Below are 14,282 nucleotides of genomic sequence, written 5' to 3' on the forward strand. Positions count from 1 at the left end.
CCGCGCCCGGCGGCCGTGCCCCTCCGTCCCGGGGCACGGCCGCCGCCGCGGTTCCCGCCGCCCCTCAGAGGTGCTGCTGACGCCAGTGGCTCTGCTCCGCCTCCGAGGCGAGCTGCTCCTCCAGGGCGAGCTGCCGTATCCGGCGCCGCCGGCCGTCCTCCCGGAAGGTCTCCACGACCACCCCGACGGAGACGACCACCGCCAGCACGATGAACGAGGCCAGCTCCGGGATCGGGGCGACGACCGGGGCGACGGCGGCGAGCACCACGACCGTGATCACCAGCGGCCAGTGCACCACCCGCAGCACCAGCAGCGCGCAGCCGACGAGGCTCAGCAGGTAGAGGCCCACCCCGCCGAACAGAACCGTGACCCAGAAGCCGCCCAGCGGCGGGCCCCAGCTGGGGGTCTCCGGGCTGGCCGCGTCGGCCAGCAGGTCCTTGAGGCCGAGGGCGAAGAGGATGGTCCCGGCGATCAGCGGCAGGTGCAGGAACGTGTAGATGTTCCGGCTGAGCCGCCGCCGCACGTCCGGGTCGCGGGCGTGGTGCAGCGCCTGCTCCAGCGCGTACGCCAGGGTGTCGAAGTACGCCCACCAGAGCATCGCCACCACCAGGATGCCGAGCAGCGCGGCGACCGCCACCGGGCCGGTGAGCGGCAGTCCGGTCTTCGGGCCGAGCCCCAGCGCGATGATCGACTCGCCGAGTGCGATGAGCACCATGAGCGCGTGCCGCTCCGCCCAGTGCCCGGCGGAGACCACCACCCACCAGAGCCGGGCCAGGGTCACCCCGCCGACGTACTCGACCAGCAGCGCCACGGTCCAGAGCACCAGTTGCAGCATCACGGCGTACGGCCGGTCCGCGAGCCGCGCGGGCACGGTGCCGGCGAGCACCAGCAGCACGGTGGCCGTGGTCGGCACCGCGACGCGGGGCAGCAGTGTGCGGCGGCGGGGCGGATCCGACCGCTCCAGCCAGGCGAAGACCGCGAGCTGGGACATCCGGATCACGAAGTAGCAGCCCGCGAAGACCAGCGGGCCGTGCAGGCCGCCGGGGCGGTCGACGAACGCCGTGGGCACGGTCAGCACCAGCAGGAACGTGGCGCCCACCGTGATGAAGCCGACCACCGGCAGCACACCCTGGTCGGCGCGCGCCGCGTTGCCCACCCGGGCGAAGCCCGTCCACGACCACCAGAGCAGCGCCAGCACCAGCAGGCAGCGGTAGAGGTTGACCGGGGTGGCGTGGCTGGCGGTCAGCGTGGTGACGTTGAGGAACGCGAAGACGAAGACCAGGTCGTAGAAGAGTTCCAGCCGGGTGGTCCGGGAGCCGGGCGCGCCGGGCCACACGACGCGCGACCACCGGGTACCACCGCCGTTCCCCACCCGGGCAGTCTCCGCAATCCCCGTCCCGTGCCGGCGCCGATCACGAGATCCCTACCGGAACGGGGGCACCCCTGCGGCGCGGCCGGGGTCAGGCGATGACGGAGGGCTCCCGCCACTGCGGGCGGCCGGCCCGGTCGAGGTCGTAGCGGACCGCGGCGAGCCGGCTGACGGCCTCCTCCAGGTCTGCGGCGGGCAGGGTGAAGGGCAGCCGGAGGAACCGCTCCAGGGTGCCGTCCAGGCCGAACCGCGGTCCGGGCGCCAGGCGTACGCCGACCTCCTCGGCGGCCCGGGCCAGCGCGCTGGAGATCGGGCCGTCCAGCTCCACCCAGAGCGTGACGCCGCCGCGCGGCACGGTGACCCGCCAGTCGGGCAGCCGGTCGGCCATCGCCTTGACCAGGGCGTCACGCTGGGCGGCGAGCTGGACCCGCCGGTCGGCCACGATGCCCGGCCCCTGGGCCAGCAGGTGCACGGCCACGAGCTGGTCGAGCACGGGACTGGCCATGTCCACGCCGACCCGGGCGGCGGCCAGCCGCTGCACCTGCGGCGCGGACGCCCGGACCCAGCCGATCCGCAGCCCACCCCAGTACGGCTTGCTCATCCCGCCGATGCTGATCACCCGGGAGTGCCGGTCGAAGGTCGCCACCGGCGGCGGCAGCGGGGTGCCGTCCAGCGGCAGGTCCACGAAGGACTCGTCCACGACCAGGTCGGTCCCGGCGGCGTGCGCCGCGCCGACCAGCCGCTCCCGCAGGTCGGTCGCCATGAGGTGGCCGGTCGGGTTGTGGAACTCGGGGATCACGTACGCCAGCTTCGGCCGGGTCTGCCGGATGCTGCCCAGCAGCAGGTCGGCGTCCCAGCCGTCCCCGTCGGCGGCGAGCCCGTGGGTGGTGATCCGGGCCCGCCGGGCCGACAGCGCGGCGAGGGCGTTCGGATAGGTGGGCGACTCCACCAGCACCCCGCCGCCGGGCGACAGGGCCAGCCGCAGCACCAGGTCCAGCGCGTGCTGGGTGCCGCTGGTCACCATGATCTGCTCGGGGCTGGTGGGCAGCCCCCGCTCGGTGTACGCGCGGGCCACCGCCTCGCGCAGCTCGATGATGCCGGTCGGGTGGTAGCCGGCCCCGCCGAGGTAGCGCGGCAGGTCCTCGGCGGCGGCCCGGGCCGCCGGCACGAGCTGCGCCGGGGCGGAGAGGGCGGCCACCCCCAGGTCGATCATGTCCCGGTCGTCCAGCGGGGTCCAGAGCCCGGTGCTGGCCACCCGGTGGGTGCCCGGCAGCATGGTCCAGCTCCCGGCGCCCCGCCGGCTGGCCAGGTGACCGGTCTCCCGCAGCTCCCGGTAGGCGGCGGTCACCGTGGTCCGGCTGATCCGCAGCGCCTCGGCCAGGTCCCGCTCGGCCGGCAGGCGTACCCCCAGGGGGAGCCGGCCGTCGGCGAGCAGCCCGCGGACCGCGGCGGCGAGCGCGGCGTAGTCCGGGCTGCGCCGGCGGCCGGGCAGGGCATGCCACTGCCCGAGGAGTCGCGCCAATTGGACGCCGCGCACCTGACTCGTCATGGCCACCCCTCCTGAATTGGCTCTGTCGCGGATCGGATTGGCCCCTAGGGTGGCATCCATGGCACGAATTGGCAATCTCCGGTACCGGCCGGCCCGGCGGCTCGTCCAGCTCTACGCCGGGCTCGCCCTCTACGGGATCAGCATGGCGCTGATGATCCGGTCCGGCCTCGGGCTCGACCCGTGGGACGTGTTCCACCAGGGGCTCGCCCGGCAGACCCACCTCTCCTTCGGCACGGTCACCATCGCGGTCGGCGCGCTGGTGCTGCTGCTCTGGATCCCGTTGCGGCAGCGCCCCGGCCTGGGCACGGTCAGCAACGTCGTGGTGATCGGGCTGGTCGTCGACGCCACCCTGGCCGTGCTGCCGCCCGGCGAGGGCCTGCCGCTCCGCGCCACCCTGCTGGTCGTCGGCATCGTCGCCAACGGCGCCGCCACCGGCCTCTACCTGGGCGCCGGGCTGGGCCCCGGGCCGCGCGACGGCCTCATGACCGGCTTCACCGCCCGCCGGCCCCGCTACTCCGTCCGGCTGGTCCGGACCGTCATCGAGGTGACCGTGCTGAGCCTCGGCTGGCTGCTCGGCGGCACGGTGGGCCTCGGCACCGTGGCGTACGCGCTGGCCATCGGGCCGCTCGCCCAGCTGTTCATCCCGATCTTCGCGGTGCCGGCCCGGCCGGCCGACGAGCCCACCGGCGAGCCGGCGGTGCCCTGCGCGCCGCGGCCGGCCGGCGAGGCCGCCTGACCCGGCCGTCGCTCACGCAGCGTCACCTCCGCCGCGCCGACCGCCACCTCCTGGGACGCCCCGGACGCCCCTGAGCTGCGACGACGTCCGACAGCGAAACCGGGTGTTTTCTCCGCCGTCGCGGCCGGGCATCATTCGTCCATGGGGGAGAACGGTTGGCGTTGGAGCGACGCCTGGATCTTCGTCTCACTGGTCATCGCGAGCGGCGCCGGTCGGCACCGCCGGGCAGCCGCCACCCGGCGCCCGGAGGGCGTGCGCCTCGCCGACGTCCTCTCCACCGCCGACCACCTCAACCAGGCCATTCCCGAGCGGCACGAGGTGGAGGGCGCCGTCCGCCGGTTGGTGAGCGCCGGCCTGGTCAGCGTCAGCGACGGGTGGTTCCGGGTGACCCCGGACGGCGAGCGGCTCTGGCGCACCCGGCCCAGCGCCGGCCTGGGCACCACGGTGGACACCGTGCAGGGCGTGCTGAGCCGCGGTCCCGCCCCGGACGAGTCCGACTGGCGCCTCGACGAGGATGACCACGCCGCCGCGGTGCAGGAGTATGTGGTCCGCTCGATCCCCATGCCGCGCCGCTCCCCCGAGGGGCACTCCGGCCGCCCCTGACCGCCGCTGCCGGCGCCCGGGGACGGGCGGGGTCAGCGGACCGGGTGACCGGCCCCGCGCAGGGCGTCCTTGACCTCGGCGACGGTCAGCTCGCCGAAGTGGAAGACGCTGGCCGCGAGCACCGCGTCGGCGCCCGCGCCGATGGCCGGCGGGAAGTGGGCCACCCGGCCGGCCCCGCCGCTGGCGATCACCGGCACGTCGACGACCGCGCGGACCGCCTCGATCAGCGGCAGGTCGAAACCGGCCTTGGTGCCGTCGGCGTCCATCGAGTTGAGCAGGATCTCGCCCGCACCCAGTTCGGCGCCGCGCGCCGCCCACTCGACCGCGTCGAGGCCGGCGCCCCGGCGCCCGCCGTGGGTGGTCACCTCGAAGCCGCTGGGCGTGGTGCCGGCCGGCGCCCGGCGTACGTCGAGGGAGAGCACCAGCACCTGGCGGCCGAACCGGTCGGCGATCTCGGCGATCAACTCGGGGCGGGCGATGGCCGCGGTGTTCACCCCGACCTTGTCCGCGCCGGCGCGCAGCAGGGTGTCGACGTCGGCGACCCGGCGGACGCCCCCGCCGACCGTGAGCGGGATGAAGACCGACTCGGCGGTGCGCCGCACCACGTCGAGCATGGTGCCGCGGTCGCTGCTGGAGGCGGTGACGTCGAGGAAGGTCAACTCGTCGGCGCCGGCCCGGTCGTACGCGGCCGCCAGCTCGACCGGGTCCCCGGCGTCGCGCAGGTCGAGGAAGTTGACCCCCTTGACCACCCGCCCGGCGTCCACGTCCAGACACGGGATCACCCGTACCGCCACCGTCATGCCGCGAGCCTATCCAACCGCCGCGAACGAGTGCTGGGTCACACCCGGACGAGCATCTTGCCGAGGTTCTCACCGCGCAGCAGGCCGAGGAAGGCCTCCGGGGCCCGCTCGATGCCGTCGACCACCGTCTCGTCGTAGGAGATCCGGCCGTCCCGCAGCCAGCCGGCCATCTCCTGGACGAACTGCTCGCGCAGGTGCCCGTGGTCGCCGACCAGGAAGCCGCGCAGGGTGAGCCGCTTGCCGATGAGCAGCGCCAGGTTGCGCGGGGCGGCGGGCGGCTCGGTGGCGTTGTACTGCGCGATCATGCCGCAGATGGCGGCCCGCCCGTGCAGGTTCATGGCCCCGATGGCGGCCTCCAGGTGCTCCCCGCCGACGTTGTCGAAGTAGACGTCGACGCCGTCCGGCGCGGCGGCCCGGAGCTGGTCGCGGACCGGCCCGTCGTGGTAGTCGAACGCGGCGTCGAAGCCGAGCGCCCGGAGCCGCTCCACCTTGGCCGGCGAGCCGGCGCTGCCGACCACCCGGCCCGCGCCGCGCAGCTTGGCGATCTGCCCCACCATGCTGCCGACCGCGCCCGCCGCCCCGGAGACGAACACCGTCTCGCCGGGCTTCATGGCCGCCACGTCGAGCAGACCCGCGTACGCGGTCAGCCCGGTCATGCCGAGCACGCCCAGGTAGGCGGTGACCGGGGCCAGGCCCGGGTCGACCTTCCGCGCGCCCTTGGCGTCGACCAGCGCGTACTCCCGCCAGCCCAGGCCGTGGAGCACGACGTCGCCGGGCGCGAAGCCCTCGGCCTCGCTGGCCACCACCTCGCCGACCGCGCCGCCGTCGAGCGGGGCGTCGAGCCGGAACGGCGGCACGTACGACTTGACGTCGTTCATCCGCCCGCGCATGTACGGGTCGACCGACATGAACTGGTTGCGGACCACGAGCTGGCCCGGCCCCGGGGTGGGGACGTCGGTGGTGACCAGCCGGAAGTTGTCGGCGGTCGGCCAGCCCTGCGGGCGGGACGCCAGGTGGATCTCCCGGTTGGCCGTCATGCGGCGTCCCGGACGGTCAGGGTGACGTCGATGTTGCCCCGGGTCGCGTTGGAGTAGGGGCAGACCTGGTGGGCGGTCTCGACGAGCTGCTGCGCGGCGGATCGCTCGACGCCGGGCAGGTCGACCACCAGGGTGACCGCGAGGCCGAAGCCGCCGCCGCCGTTCGGGCCGATGCCGACCTCGGCCTCGACGACCGAGTTCGAGACGTCGGCGCGGGCCTTGCGGGCGACCAGGCGCAGGGCCGAGTGGAAGCAGGCCGCGTAGCCGGCCGCGAAGAGCTGCTCCGGGTTGGTCGCGCCGCCAACGCCGCCCATCTCCTTCGGCACGGCCAGGTCCAGGTCGAGGCCGCCGTCGGAGGTGCGGACGTGGCCGTCCCGGCCGTCGCCGGTGGCCTGCGCGGACGCGGTGTAGAGCACCTGCATGGTGGTCACTGCTCCTTCTGTCGGTGGATCGTCTCGGTGACCCGGGTGAGGGTGTCGCGCAGGGCGACCAGCTCGGCCTCGGTGAGGCCGGTGGCGCAGGCCACCTGCCGCGGCACCTCGTTCATCCGCTCCCGCAGGGCCCGGCCCTGGGCCGTGAGGCCCACCTCGACCCGGCGCTCGTCGGTCGCCGAGCGGGTGCGCACCACCAGGCCGGCCGCCTCCAGCCGCTTGAGCAGCGGGGAGAGCGTGCCGGAGTCGAGCCGGAGGCGCGCGCCGAGTTCGGAGACGGTGGGGGCGTCGTCGCCGCGCTCCCAGAGCACCAGCAGCACGAGGTACTGCGGGTAGGTCAGGCCGTGCTCGTCGAGGATGGGCCGGTAGACGTCGGTGAGGGCGCGCGACGCCGCGTAGAGCGCGAAGCACACCTGCCGGCGCAGCACCAGATCATCGGTCACCCGGAAAACGTAGCGTCCAATTGAGTTGTGCACAACCGATCCGGGTACGAGGTGACCGCCCCCACACCGGGGGGACGGCGTCAGCGGTCGCCGAGCCAGGCCTCCAACTCGACCTCGACCAGGTGATCCGGGTCGATGAGCCCGGCCACCACCACCATCGTGGCCACCGGACGGACCGCGCCGAACACCGCGTTGTGCGCCCGGCCCACCTCGTCGGCGTACATCCGGTCGGTCACGTACATCCGGGTGCGCACCACGTCGGCCGGCCCGGCGCCGACCTCGGCGAGCGCGTCCAGGCCGATCCGGATCGCCTGGGCGGTCTGCGCCGCGGCGTCCCCGACGTGGGCCACCCGGCCGTCCACCGTGGAGGTGCAGCCCGCCGTGATCGCCGACTGCCCGGCCCGGACCACCCGGCTGTAGCCGTAGAGCGCCTCCCAGGGGCCGCCCGACCCGAGCCGGATGACGGCGGCGTCGCCCGGCGGCTCCGGCACGGCGCGGGAACCCTCGCCCGCGACGGCGGTCACGCCGCGGCCCGCAGGGTGGCGAGCGCCTCGGCGACGGTGAACGCGCCGGCGTAGAGCGCCTTGCCGGTGATCACGCCCTCCACCCCCACCGGCTCCAGGGTCGCCAGCGCGCGCAGGTCGTCCAGGGTGGACACGCCGCCGGAGGCGACCACCGGGGCGTCCGTCCGGGCGCAGACCTCGCGCAGCAGGTCCAGGTTGGGCCCGCGCATCGTGCCGTCCTTCGTGATGTCGGTGACCACGTAACGGGCCGCACCGGCCTTGTCCAGCCGGGCCAGCACCTCGTAGAGGTCACCGCCGTCGCGGGTCCAGCCGCGCGCGGAGAGGGTACGGCCGCGCACGTCCAGCCCGATGGCCACCCGGTCGCCGTACTCGCCGCAGACCCGGTCGCACCACTCCGGGTCCTCCAGCGCCGCGGTGCCGATGTTCACCCGCGCCGCGCCGGTGCCCAGGGCGGCCTGCAACGACTCGTCGTCCCGGATGCCGCCGGAGAGTTCGACCTTCACGTCGAGCCGGCGGACCACCTCGGCGAGCAGGTGGGCGTTGGTGCCCCGCCCGAACGCCGCGTCGAGGTCGACCAGGTGGATCCACTCCGCCCCGTCGGCCTGCCAGGCGAGGGCGGCCTCCAGCGGGTCGCCGTACGTGGTCTCGCTGCCGGCGGCGCCCTGGACGAGCCGGACGGCCTGCCCGTCGGCGACGTCCACGGCGGGCAACAGGGTGAGGCTCAACGAATTTCTCCTCGCATCTTCAACGTCGGTCCAGCGCGATCACCACGACCGCGGGCAGGACCAGCAGCAACAACACGACCAACGCCAGCCGCAGCGCCAGGTCGTCGACGAAACTCCAGATGCCGGCCACGGCCGCGCCGGTGAGCAGCACGATCGCCGCCCGCTCGCCACGACTGTGCCGGCGCAGCCGGCCGGTGCGGCCGCGCCGCACCGCGGGCGTCAACCGGCGTACGACGGCACGCCGCCGCTCCCGGCGCGCCACCCTGCGGGCGCGCGCGGCGCGTTCCCGCTCCAGCTCGGCCTGGCGCGCCTCCCGCCGCTTGGCCCGCTCCTTACTCAAGTGTGCCGAGCCAGTTGCGCAGCAGAGCAGCCCCCGTGTCGGCCGACTTCTCGGGGTGGAACTGGGCCGCCGACAGGGCGCCCCGCTCGACCCCGGCGACGAAGTCCGTGCCGTGGTGGGCGGTGGTGACGGTGGCCCCGGCGGCGGCCAGCGCGGCCGGCGCGGTCACCCCGTAGGAGTGGACGAAGTAGAACCGGGCGTCGGCCGGCAGGCCGGCGAAGAGCACCGAACCCGCCGGGGCCTGCACGGTGTTCCAGCCCATGTGCGGCAGCCGCGGCGCGGGCAGCCGGGTCACCCCGCCGGGCAGCAGCCCGAGCCCCTTGGTGACCACGCCGTGCTCGTCGCCGTGCTCGAAGAGCACCTGCATCCCCACGCAGATGCCGAGCACCGGGCGGCCGGCGGCGACCCGCTCGGCGATGACCGGCCCGGCGCCCAGTTCCTCGATGCCGGCCATGCACGCGGCGAACGCGCCGACGCCCGGGACCACGAGGCCCTCGGCCTCGGCGGCGGCGGCCAGGTCGGCGGTCACGGTGACGTCCGCCCCGGCCCGCGCCAGGGCGCGCTCGGCCGACCGCAGGTTGCCCGACCCGTAGTCGAGCACCACGACCCGCCTGCCCATCAGCTCTCCCCCGGCAGCAGCCACAGCAGCCCGCCGGCGGTGGCCAGCACGGCCAGCAGGCCGGTGATCACCACGGCGGGGCGGGCGGCGCCCTGCTTGTAGAGCGACCAGGTGCCGCCCACCAGCACCCCGGCCAGGATCAGCAGCAACGTCGGCAGCACCCGCATCAGAGCCACCTTCCATTCGCGACTGCGGTACTCCGCTGCGCTGCGTTCCTCGCGCTCATCAGAGCGCGCCCTTCGTGCTGGGGATCGCGCCCGCGGCGTGCGGGTCGATCGAGGTGGCCTCGCGCAGCGCGCGGGAGACCGCCTTGAACTGGGCCTCGACCACGTGGTGGGCGTCCGGGTTCCCGCCCGGACGGGCCGCGCGCAGCACGTCCACGTGCAGGGTGACCCGGGCGGCCTGGCCGAACGACTCCCAGATGTGCCGGGTCATGCTGGTCGGGTAGACCGGCCCGATGTACGGCGCGAGCACCGGCTCGTCGTGCACCACGTACGGCCGGCCGGAGAGGTCGACGGCGGCGCGGACCAGCACCTCGTCCATGGGGACGGTGGCCGAGCCGTACCGCCGGATGCCGGCCTTGTCCCCCAGCGCCTGGTCGAACGCGGCGCCCAGGGCGAGCGCGGTGTCCTCCATGGTGTGGTGGGCGTCGATCTCCAGGTCGCCGACGGTGTGCACGGTCAGGTCGAAGCCGCCGTGCCGGGCGATCTGGTGCAGCATGTGGTCGTAGAAACCGACGCCGGTCTCGATGTCGGCCTTGCCGGTGCCATCGAGGTCGATCTCGACGAGAACCTTGGTCTCCTTGGTGATCCGCTCCACCCGGGCGGTCCGGCTCATGACAGCTTCTCCATCGCAGACAAAAAGGCGTCGGTCTCGGCGGGGGTGCCGGCGGTGACCCGCAGCCAGCCGGGCAGGCCGACGTCACGGACCAGCACGCCGGCGGCGAGCAGCGTGCGCCAGGCGGTGGCCTGGTCGACGGCTCCGGGTCGGGGCGCGGCGTCCGACGCGCCGAGCCGGAGTTGTCGGTCGACGGCTGCGGGTCGGGGCGCGGCGTCAGACGCGCCGAGCCGGAGTTGTCGGTCGCCGCCGACCTCGAAGAGCACGAAGTTGGCGTCGCTGTCGGCCACCCGGTGCCCGCGGGCGCGCAGCTCGGCGACGATCCGGTCGCGCTGCCGCATGATCGCGGCCACCGTGCCGAGCAGGGCGTCGCGGTGGGCCAGCGCCGCACGGGCGGCGGCCTGGGTGAGCGCGGAGAGGTGGTACGGCAGCCGGACCAGCTGCACCGCCTGCACCACGGCCGGGTCGGCGGCCAGGTAGCCGAGCCGGCCGCCGGCGAAGCCGAACGCCTTGCTCATGGTCCGGGTGACCACCAGCCGGGGGTGCCCGGGCAGCACGGCGAGCGCGCTGACCGTGCCGGGCCGGGCGAACTCGGCGTACGCCTCGTCCACGACCACCATGCCGGGTGCCTCGGCGAGCACGGCGGCGACCACGGCCGGGTCGAGCGCCGTGCCGGTCGGGTTGTTCGGCGAGCAGAGGAAGACCACGTCGGGCCGGTGGGCCCGGACCTGGGCGACCGCGTCGGCCACGGTCAGCCCGAAGTCCGCGTCGCGGGCGGCGGGGATCCAGCCGGTGCCGGTGCCGAGCGCCAGCAGCGGGTGCATCGAGTACGCCGGGGTGAAGCCGAGCGCGGTGCGCCCGGGGCCGCCGAACGCCTGGAGCAGCTGCTGCTGGATCTCGTTGGAGCCGTTGGCGGCCCACAGGTGGTCGACGGTGAGCCCGTGCCCGAGGTAGTCCGCGAGATCGGCGCGCAGCGCCACGGCGTCCCGGTCGGGGTAGCGGTTCAGGTCGCGCAGCTCGGCCGCGAGGGCCTTGCCGATCGCCTCCGCCACCGGCTCGGGCACCGGGTAGGAGTTCTCGTTGGTGTTCAACCGCACCGGCACGTCGAGCTGCGGCGCCCCGTAGGGCTTCAGGCCCCGCAGGTCGTCGCGGATCGGCAGGTCGTCCAGGGTCGTCACGGCGCCACCTCAGTTCGCGACTGCGGGGCTCGCAGACCCGGCTCACTCCTCGCGCTCACGGGGTCTCCCCCGGGAAGCGCGCGCTGACCGCCTGGCCGTGTGCCGGCAGGTCCTCGACGCCGGCCAGGGTGACCACGTGCGGGGCCACCTCGCGCAGCGCCTCCCGCGTGTATTCCACGAGGTGGACGCCGCGCAGGAAGGACTGCACCGACAGGCCGGAGGAGTGCCGGGCGCAGCCGCCGGTGGGCAGCACGTGGTTGGAGCCGGCGCAGTAGTCGCCGAGCGACACCGGCGACCAGGCGCCGACGAAGATCGCGCCGGCGTTGCGCACCCGCAGCGCCCACTCGCGGGCGTCGGCGGTCTGGATCTCCAGGTGCTCGGCCGCGTACGCGTCGACCACCCGCAGCCCGGCCTCCAGGTCGTCGACGAGGACCACGCCGCTCTGCTCGCCGCGCAGCGCGGTGCCGATCCGGTCGGCGTGCTTGGCGGCCGGCACCTGCCGGGCCAGCTCGGCGTCGACCGCCTCGGCGAGGGCCGTCGACGGGGTGACCAGCACGCTGGCCGCGAGCGGGTCGTGCTCGGCCTGGCTGATCAGGTCGGCGGCGACGTGCGCCGGGTCGGCGGTGTCGTCGGCCAGGATGGCGATCTCGGTGGGCCCGGCCTCGGCGTCGATGCCGACCACGCCGCGCAGCAGCCGCTTGGCGGCGGTGACCCAGATGTTGCCGGGGCCGGTGATCATGTCGACCGGGTCGCAGCGCTCGGCCCCCTCGGGGTCGACGGTGGCGCCGTACGCCAGCATGGCCACGGCCTGGGCGCCGCCGACGGCGTAGACCTCGTCGACGCCGAGCAGCGCGCACGCGGCGAGGACCCGCTGGTCGGGCAGGCCGCCGTTCTCCTTCTGCGGCGGGCTCACCACCACCAGCGAGCGGACCCCGGCCGCCTGGGCGGGGACCACGTTCATGACCACGGTCGACGGGTACATGGCCAGGCCGCCGGGGACGTAGAGCCCCACCCGGTCGACCGGCACCCAGCGCTCGGTCACCGTGCCGCCCGGCACCACCTGCGTGGTGTGGTCGGTGCGGCGCTGGTCGGCGTGGACCTTGCGGGCCCGGGTGATCGACTCCAGCAGCGCGGCCCGGACCTGCGGGTCGAGGCTGTCCTCGGCCGCGCGGATCACGTCGACCGGCACCCGCAGGCGCTCCGGGGAGATGCCGTCGAACCGCTCGCTCGCCTCGCGGATCGCCGGGTATCCATGCTCCCGGACCGCCTCCACGAGGGGGCGGATGCGCTCGACGGCCACGGAGACGTCGAGTTGGGCACGGGGCAGCAGGCGGCGCGGGTCACGGGACCCGCCGCGCAGGTCGATCCGGTTCAACACCCTTGCGAGTCTAGGCCGCCGGCCCGCGCGCCGACCGGAGCCGCCCGTACGCCGGGACGGTGAGCCGGGACACGCCGCCGGGACGCGATCGGGATACCCTCGATCACGTGACCGCACGGCTGCCGGTTTTTCCGCTCGGGACGGTCCTGTTCCCGGGGCTGGTCCTCCCGCTGCACATCTTCGAGGAGCGTTACCGGGCGCTGGTGCGCCACCTCGTCGGGCTGCCCGAGGGCGCGGCCCGCGAGTTCGGGGTGGTGGCGATCCAGAGCGGCTGGGAGGTCGCGGCGGCCGGGCCGCCGGGCCGGTCGGCACCGGGCGGCGAGGTCACCCTGCACGAGGTGGGCTGCACCGCCGAGCTGCGGCAGGTCACCGAGCTGGCCGACGGCGGGTTCGACATCGTCACCGTGGGGCGGCGGCGGTTCCGCGTCGCCGAGGTCGACGACGCGGCCGCGCCCTACCTGACCGCCGAGGTGGAGTGGCTGCCCGAGCCGTCCGGCGCGGACGAGGTCGCCGACCTGCTGGCCGCCCGCGTCATCTCGGTCTTCCGGCAATATCTGGGCCTGGTCCGGCCGGACCCGCAGGAGATCTCCGAGCAGCTGCCGGAGGATCCGACGGTCCTGTCGCACCTGGTCGCCGCGACCGCGGCGCTGACCGTCGACGACCGGCAGCGGCTGCTCGCCATCGACGACACCGCCGGGCGGCTCCGGGCCGAGCTGCGGCTGCTCAACCGGGAGACCACCCTGCTGCGCCAGGTCCGGGCCGTCCCGGTGCCGCTCAGCGAGCTGGCTGGTCCCCCGGTTCCGAACTGATCCCCGGCCCGCCGGGCGCCCACCCGCCGTCCCACGCCGGCTCCGGCCGCAGCGAGGGCCACCGCGACCAGCCGGCCAGCAGGGTGTACGTCACGGCCGCGCCGAACGCCGCCAGCAGCAGGTTGCCGTGCGGGACGGGCAGCGGCCCGTACCAGTCGATCCCGCCGGCACGCAGGTCGGCGGGCTTGGTGAAGTCGGTCCCGGGCGGCGCGGTGTCCAGCAGCCGCTGGTAGGTGCCGAGCCCGATCCGGCGGCCGACCTGCCAGGCCACGACCGCGGCGCCGAGCCCGCCGAGCACCCCGGCGACCAGGCCGGCGGGCCCACGCCGGCGGCGCAGCACCACCCACAGGGTGATCGCGGCGAGCACGCCGAAGCCGAGCCCGAGCAGGCTGAACCAGCCGTCCGCGGCGATCGGCTGCTCCGGCTGCGGGGTGGCGTAGACGGCGCCGTCGTCGGTCATCCGCACCGGCGTGCCGGGGGCCACCAGCGCCCAGAGCAGGCCCAGGGGCGCGCCGAGCACGGTCAGCAGCACCGCCGCGCCGAGGGCGACCGCGGCGGCCCGGCCACCGGCCCGCCGGGTGGCAACCGGCGCACCGGGCACGGCCCCGACGACGCCCGGGTAGCCGGCGAGCGGGTCCGCGCCGGGCGCGGTGACCGGGGTGCCGGCAGGCACCGGCAGGCCGCCGGGCCACGCGGGCACCTCGCCCTGGCCCGGGGGCCGGCCGGGCGCGGCTCCTTCGTCCGGAGACCGGCCGGGCGTCTGTGCCGCACCCGGGGACCCGTCGGGCGGGACGGAGTCGGTGGGCCGGTCGGGGCGCGGGGAGCTGGCCGCACCGGCGGGCGGGCGGGCGGCGTCGCCGGGCGCGCCGGGACCGCCGGCGGCCCGCTCGGAATCAGGGGTGTC

Annotated in this window: 18 protein-coding genes; 3 read left to right on the forward strand and 15 right to left on the reverse strand. The window is 75.4% G+C overall.

The features are described from left to right. Positions 1-64: 64 nt before the first annotated feature. Positions 65-1,336: a low temperature requirement protein A gene (locus ACQP12_RS24315; RefSeq protein ID WP_433282300.1), complete on the reverse strand. Its 1,272-nt coding sequence runs from the start codon at positions 1,334-1,336 to the stop codon at positions 65-67. Positions 1,337-1,460: 124 nt separating this feature from the next. After that, positions 1,461-2,918, reverse strand: a complete 1,458-nt coding sequence (locus tag ACQP12_RS24320; protein ID WP_357939962.1) for a PLP-dependent aminotransferase family protein — start codon at positions 2,916-2,918, stop codon at positions 1,461-1,463. A gap of 58 nt (positions 2,919-2,976) precedes the next feature. Between ACQP12_RS24320 and ACQP12_RS24325 the strand changes: the two genes are divergently transcribed. After that, positions 2,977-3,654: a YczE/YyaS/YitT family protein gene (locus ACQP12_RS24325; protein WP_433282302.1), complete on the forward strand. Its 678-nt coding sequence runs from the start codon at positions 2,977-2,979 to the stop codon at positions 3,652-3,654. A gap of 141 nt (positions 3,655-3,795) precedes the next feature. Next, the gene (locus ACQP12_RS24330) at positions 3,796-4,257 is read left to right on the forward strand and encodes a hypothetical protein (protein ID WP_433282304.1); all 462 of its coding nucleotides are present in this window, start codon (positions 3,796-3,798) and stop codon (positions 4,255-4,257) included. 32 nt (positions 4,258-4,289) lie between these two features. On the opposite strand, the gene hisF is transcribed toward ACQP12_RS24330, so the two are convergent. The 12 genes from hisF to hisD form a co-directional block, all read right to left on the reverse strand. Further along, positions 4,290-5,057: an imidazole glycerol phosphate synthase subunit HisF gene (hisF, locus tag ACQP12_RS24335; protein WP_357939956.1), complete on the reverse strand. Its 768-nt coding sequence runs from the start codon at positions 5,055-5,057 to the stop codon at positions 4,290-4,292. A gap of 38 nt (positions 5,058-5,095) precedes the next feature. Further along, the gene (locus ACQP12_RS24340; RefSeq protein WP_433282306.1) at positions 5,096-6,094 is read right to left on the reverse strand and encodes an NADP-dependent oxidoreductase; all 999 of its coding nucleotides are present in this window, start codon (positions 6,092-6,094) and stop codon (positions 5,096-5,098) included. After that, a complete protein-coding gene (locus ACQP12_RS24345; protein WP_433289417.1) occupies positions 6,091-6,516 on the reverse strand; it encodes an organic hydroperoxide resistance protein in 426 nt (141 codons plus the stop codon). The genes ACQP12_RS24340 and ACQP12_RS24345 overlap by 4 nt, the downstream gene beginning before the upstream one ends. A gap of 5 nt (positions 6,517-6,521) precedes the next feature. After that, positions 6,522-6,968 (reverse strand): MarR family winged helix-turn-helix transcriptional regulator, encoded by a 447-nt coding sequence (locus ACQP12_RS24350; protein WP_357939952.1) that lies wholly within the window; start codon positions 6,966-6,968, stop codon positions 6,522-6,524. A gap of 80 nt (positions 6,969-7,048) precedes the next feature. Beyond that, positions 7,049-7,492 carry a Rid family hydrolase gene (locus tag ACQP12_RS24355; protein WP_433282308.1) on the reverse strand — a complete coding sequence of 148 codons (444 nt, stop codon included), beginning with the start codon at positions 7,490-7,492 and terminating at the stop codon, positions 7,049-7,051. Beyond that, positions 7,489-8,217: a bifunctional 1-(5-phosphoribosyl)-5-((5-phosphoribosylamino)methylideneamino)imidazole-4-carboxamide isomerase/phosphoribosylanthranilate isomerase PriA gene (priA, locus tag ACQP12_RS24360; RefSeq protein ID WP_433282310.1), complete on the reverse strand. Its 729-nt coding sequence runs from the start codon at positions 8,215-8,217 to the stop codon at positions 7,489-7,491. The genes ACQP12_RS24355 and priA overlap by 4 nt, the downstream gene beginning before the upstream one ends. A gap of 19 nt (positions 8,218-8,236) precedes the next feature. Further along, on the reverse strand, positions 8,237-8,557 hold the full coding sequence (locus ACQP12_RS24365) for a hypothetical protein (RefSeq protein ID WP_433282312.1): 321 nt from the start codon (positions 8,555-8,557) through the stop codon (positions 8,237-8,239). Further along, a complete protein-coding gene (gene hisH, locus ACQP12_RS24370) occupies positions 8,550-9,176 on the reverse strand; it encodes an imidazole glycerol phosphate synthase subunit HisH (protein ID WP_357939944.1) in 627 nt (208 codons plus the stop codon). Before hisH ends, ACQP12_RS24365 begins: the two co-directional genes overlap by 8 nt. After that, positions 9,176-9,343, reverse strand: coding sequence for a hypothetical protein (locus ACQP12_RS24375; protein WP_192580018.1), 168 nt, complete (start codon positions 9,341-9,343; stop codon positions 9,176-9,178). The genes hisH and ACQP12_RS24375 overlap by 1 nt, the downstream gene beginning before the upstream one ends. Before the next feature lie 58 nt (positions 9,344-9,401). Further along, positions 9,402-10,013: an imidazoleglycerol-phosphate dehydratase HisB gene (gene hisB, locus ACQP12_RS24380; RefSeq protein ID WP_433282315.1), complete on the reverse strand. Its 612-nt coding sequence runs from the start codon at positions 10,011-10,013 to the stop codon at positions 9,402-9,404. Then, positions 10,010-11,191, reverse strand: a complete 1,182-nt coding sequence (locus ACQP12_RS24385; protein ID WP_433282317.1) for a histidinol-phosphate transaminase — start codon at positions 11,189-11,191, stop codon at positions 10,010-10,012. Before ACQP12_RS24385 ends, hisB begins: the two co-directional genes overlap by 4 nt. Before the next feature lie 55 nt (positions 11,192-11,246). After that, on the reverse strand, positions 11,247-12,569 hold the full coding sequence (gene hisD, locus ACQP12_RS24390) for a histidinol dehydrogenase (RefSeq protein ID WP_433282319.1): 1,323 nt from the start codon (positions 12,567-12,569) through the stop codon (positions 11,247-11,249). Positions 12,570-12,676: 107 nt separating this feature from the next. Between hisD and ACQP12_RS24395 the strand changes: the two genes are divergently transcribed. Next, positions 12,677-13,378, forward strand: a complete 702-nt coding sequence (locus ACQP12_RS24395; RefSeq protein ID WP_357939936.1) for an LON peptidase substrate-binding domain-containing protein — start codon at positions 12,677-12,679, stop codon at positions 13,376-13,378. Here the strand turns inward: ACQP12_RS24395 and ACQP12_RS24400 are convergent. Next, positions 13,344-14,078: a DUF2567 domain-containing protein gene (locus ACQP12_RS24400; protein WP_433289419.1), complete on the reverse strand. Its 735-nt coding sequence runs from the start codon at positions 14,076-14,078 to the stop codon at positions 13,344-13,346. The genes ACQP12_RS24395 and ACQP12_RS24400 overlap by 35 nt on opposite strands. Between the last annotated feature and the right edge of the window lie 204 nt (positions 14,079-14,282).

It is taken from the genome of Micromonospora sp. CA-244673, from assembly GCF_050948395.1.
Lineage (GTDB): Bacteria > Actinomycetota > Actinomycetes > Mycobacteriales > Micromonosporaceae > Micromonospora.

Bases quoted from the DNA above. Each gene is read 5' to 3' on its own strand.
- ACQP12_RS24375 (WP_192580018.1), bottom strand. From the start codon at position 9,343: ATGCGGGTGCTGCCGACGTTGCTGCTGATCCTGGCCGGGGTGCTGGTG.
- hisF (WP_357939956.1), bottom strand. From the start codon at position 5,057: ATGACGGTGGCGGTACGGGTGATCCCGTGTCTGGACGTGGACGCCGGG.
- ACQP12_RS24325 (WP_433282302.1), top strand. From the start codon at position 2,977: ATGGCACGAATTGGCAATCTCCGGTACCGGCCGGCCCGGCGGCTCGTC.
- ACQP12_RS24340 (WP_433282306.1), bottom strand. From the start codon at position 6,094: ATGACGGCCAACCGGGAGATCCACCTGGCGTCCCGCCCGCAGGGCTGG.
- ACQP12_RS24320 (WP_357939962.1), bottom strand. From the start codon at position 2,918: ATGACGAGTCAGGTGCGCGGCGTCCAATTGGCGCGACTCCTCGGGCAG.
- hisH (WP_357939944.1), bottom strand. From the start codon at position 9,176: ATGGGCAGGCGGGTCGTGGTGCTCGACTACGGGTCGGGCAACCTGCGG.
- hisB (WP_433282315.1), bottom strand. From the start codon at position 10,013: ATGAGCCGGACCGCCCGGGTGGAGCGGATCACCAAGGAGACCAAGGTT.
- ACQP12_RS24330 (WP_433282304.1), top strand. From the start codon at position 3,796: ATGGGGGAGAACGGTTGGCGTTGGAGCGACGCCTGGATCTTCGTCTCA.
- ACQP12_RS24345 (WP_433289417.1), bottom strand. From the start codon at position 6,516: ATGCAGGTGCTCTACACCGCGTCCGCGCAGGCCACCGGCGACGGCCGG.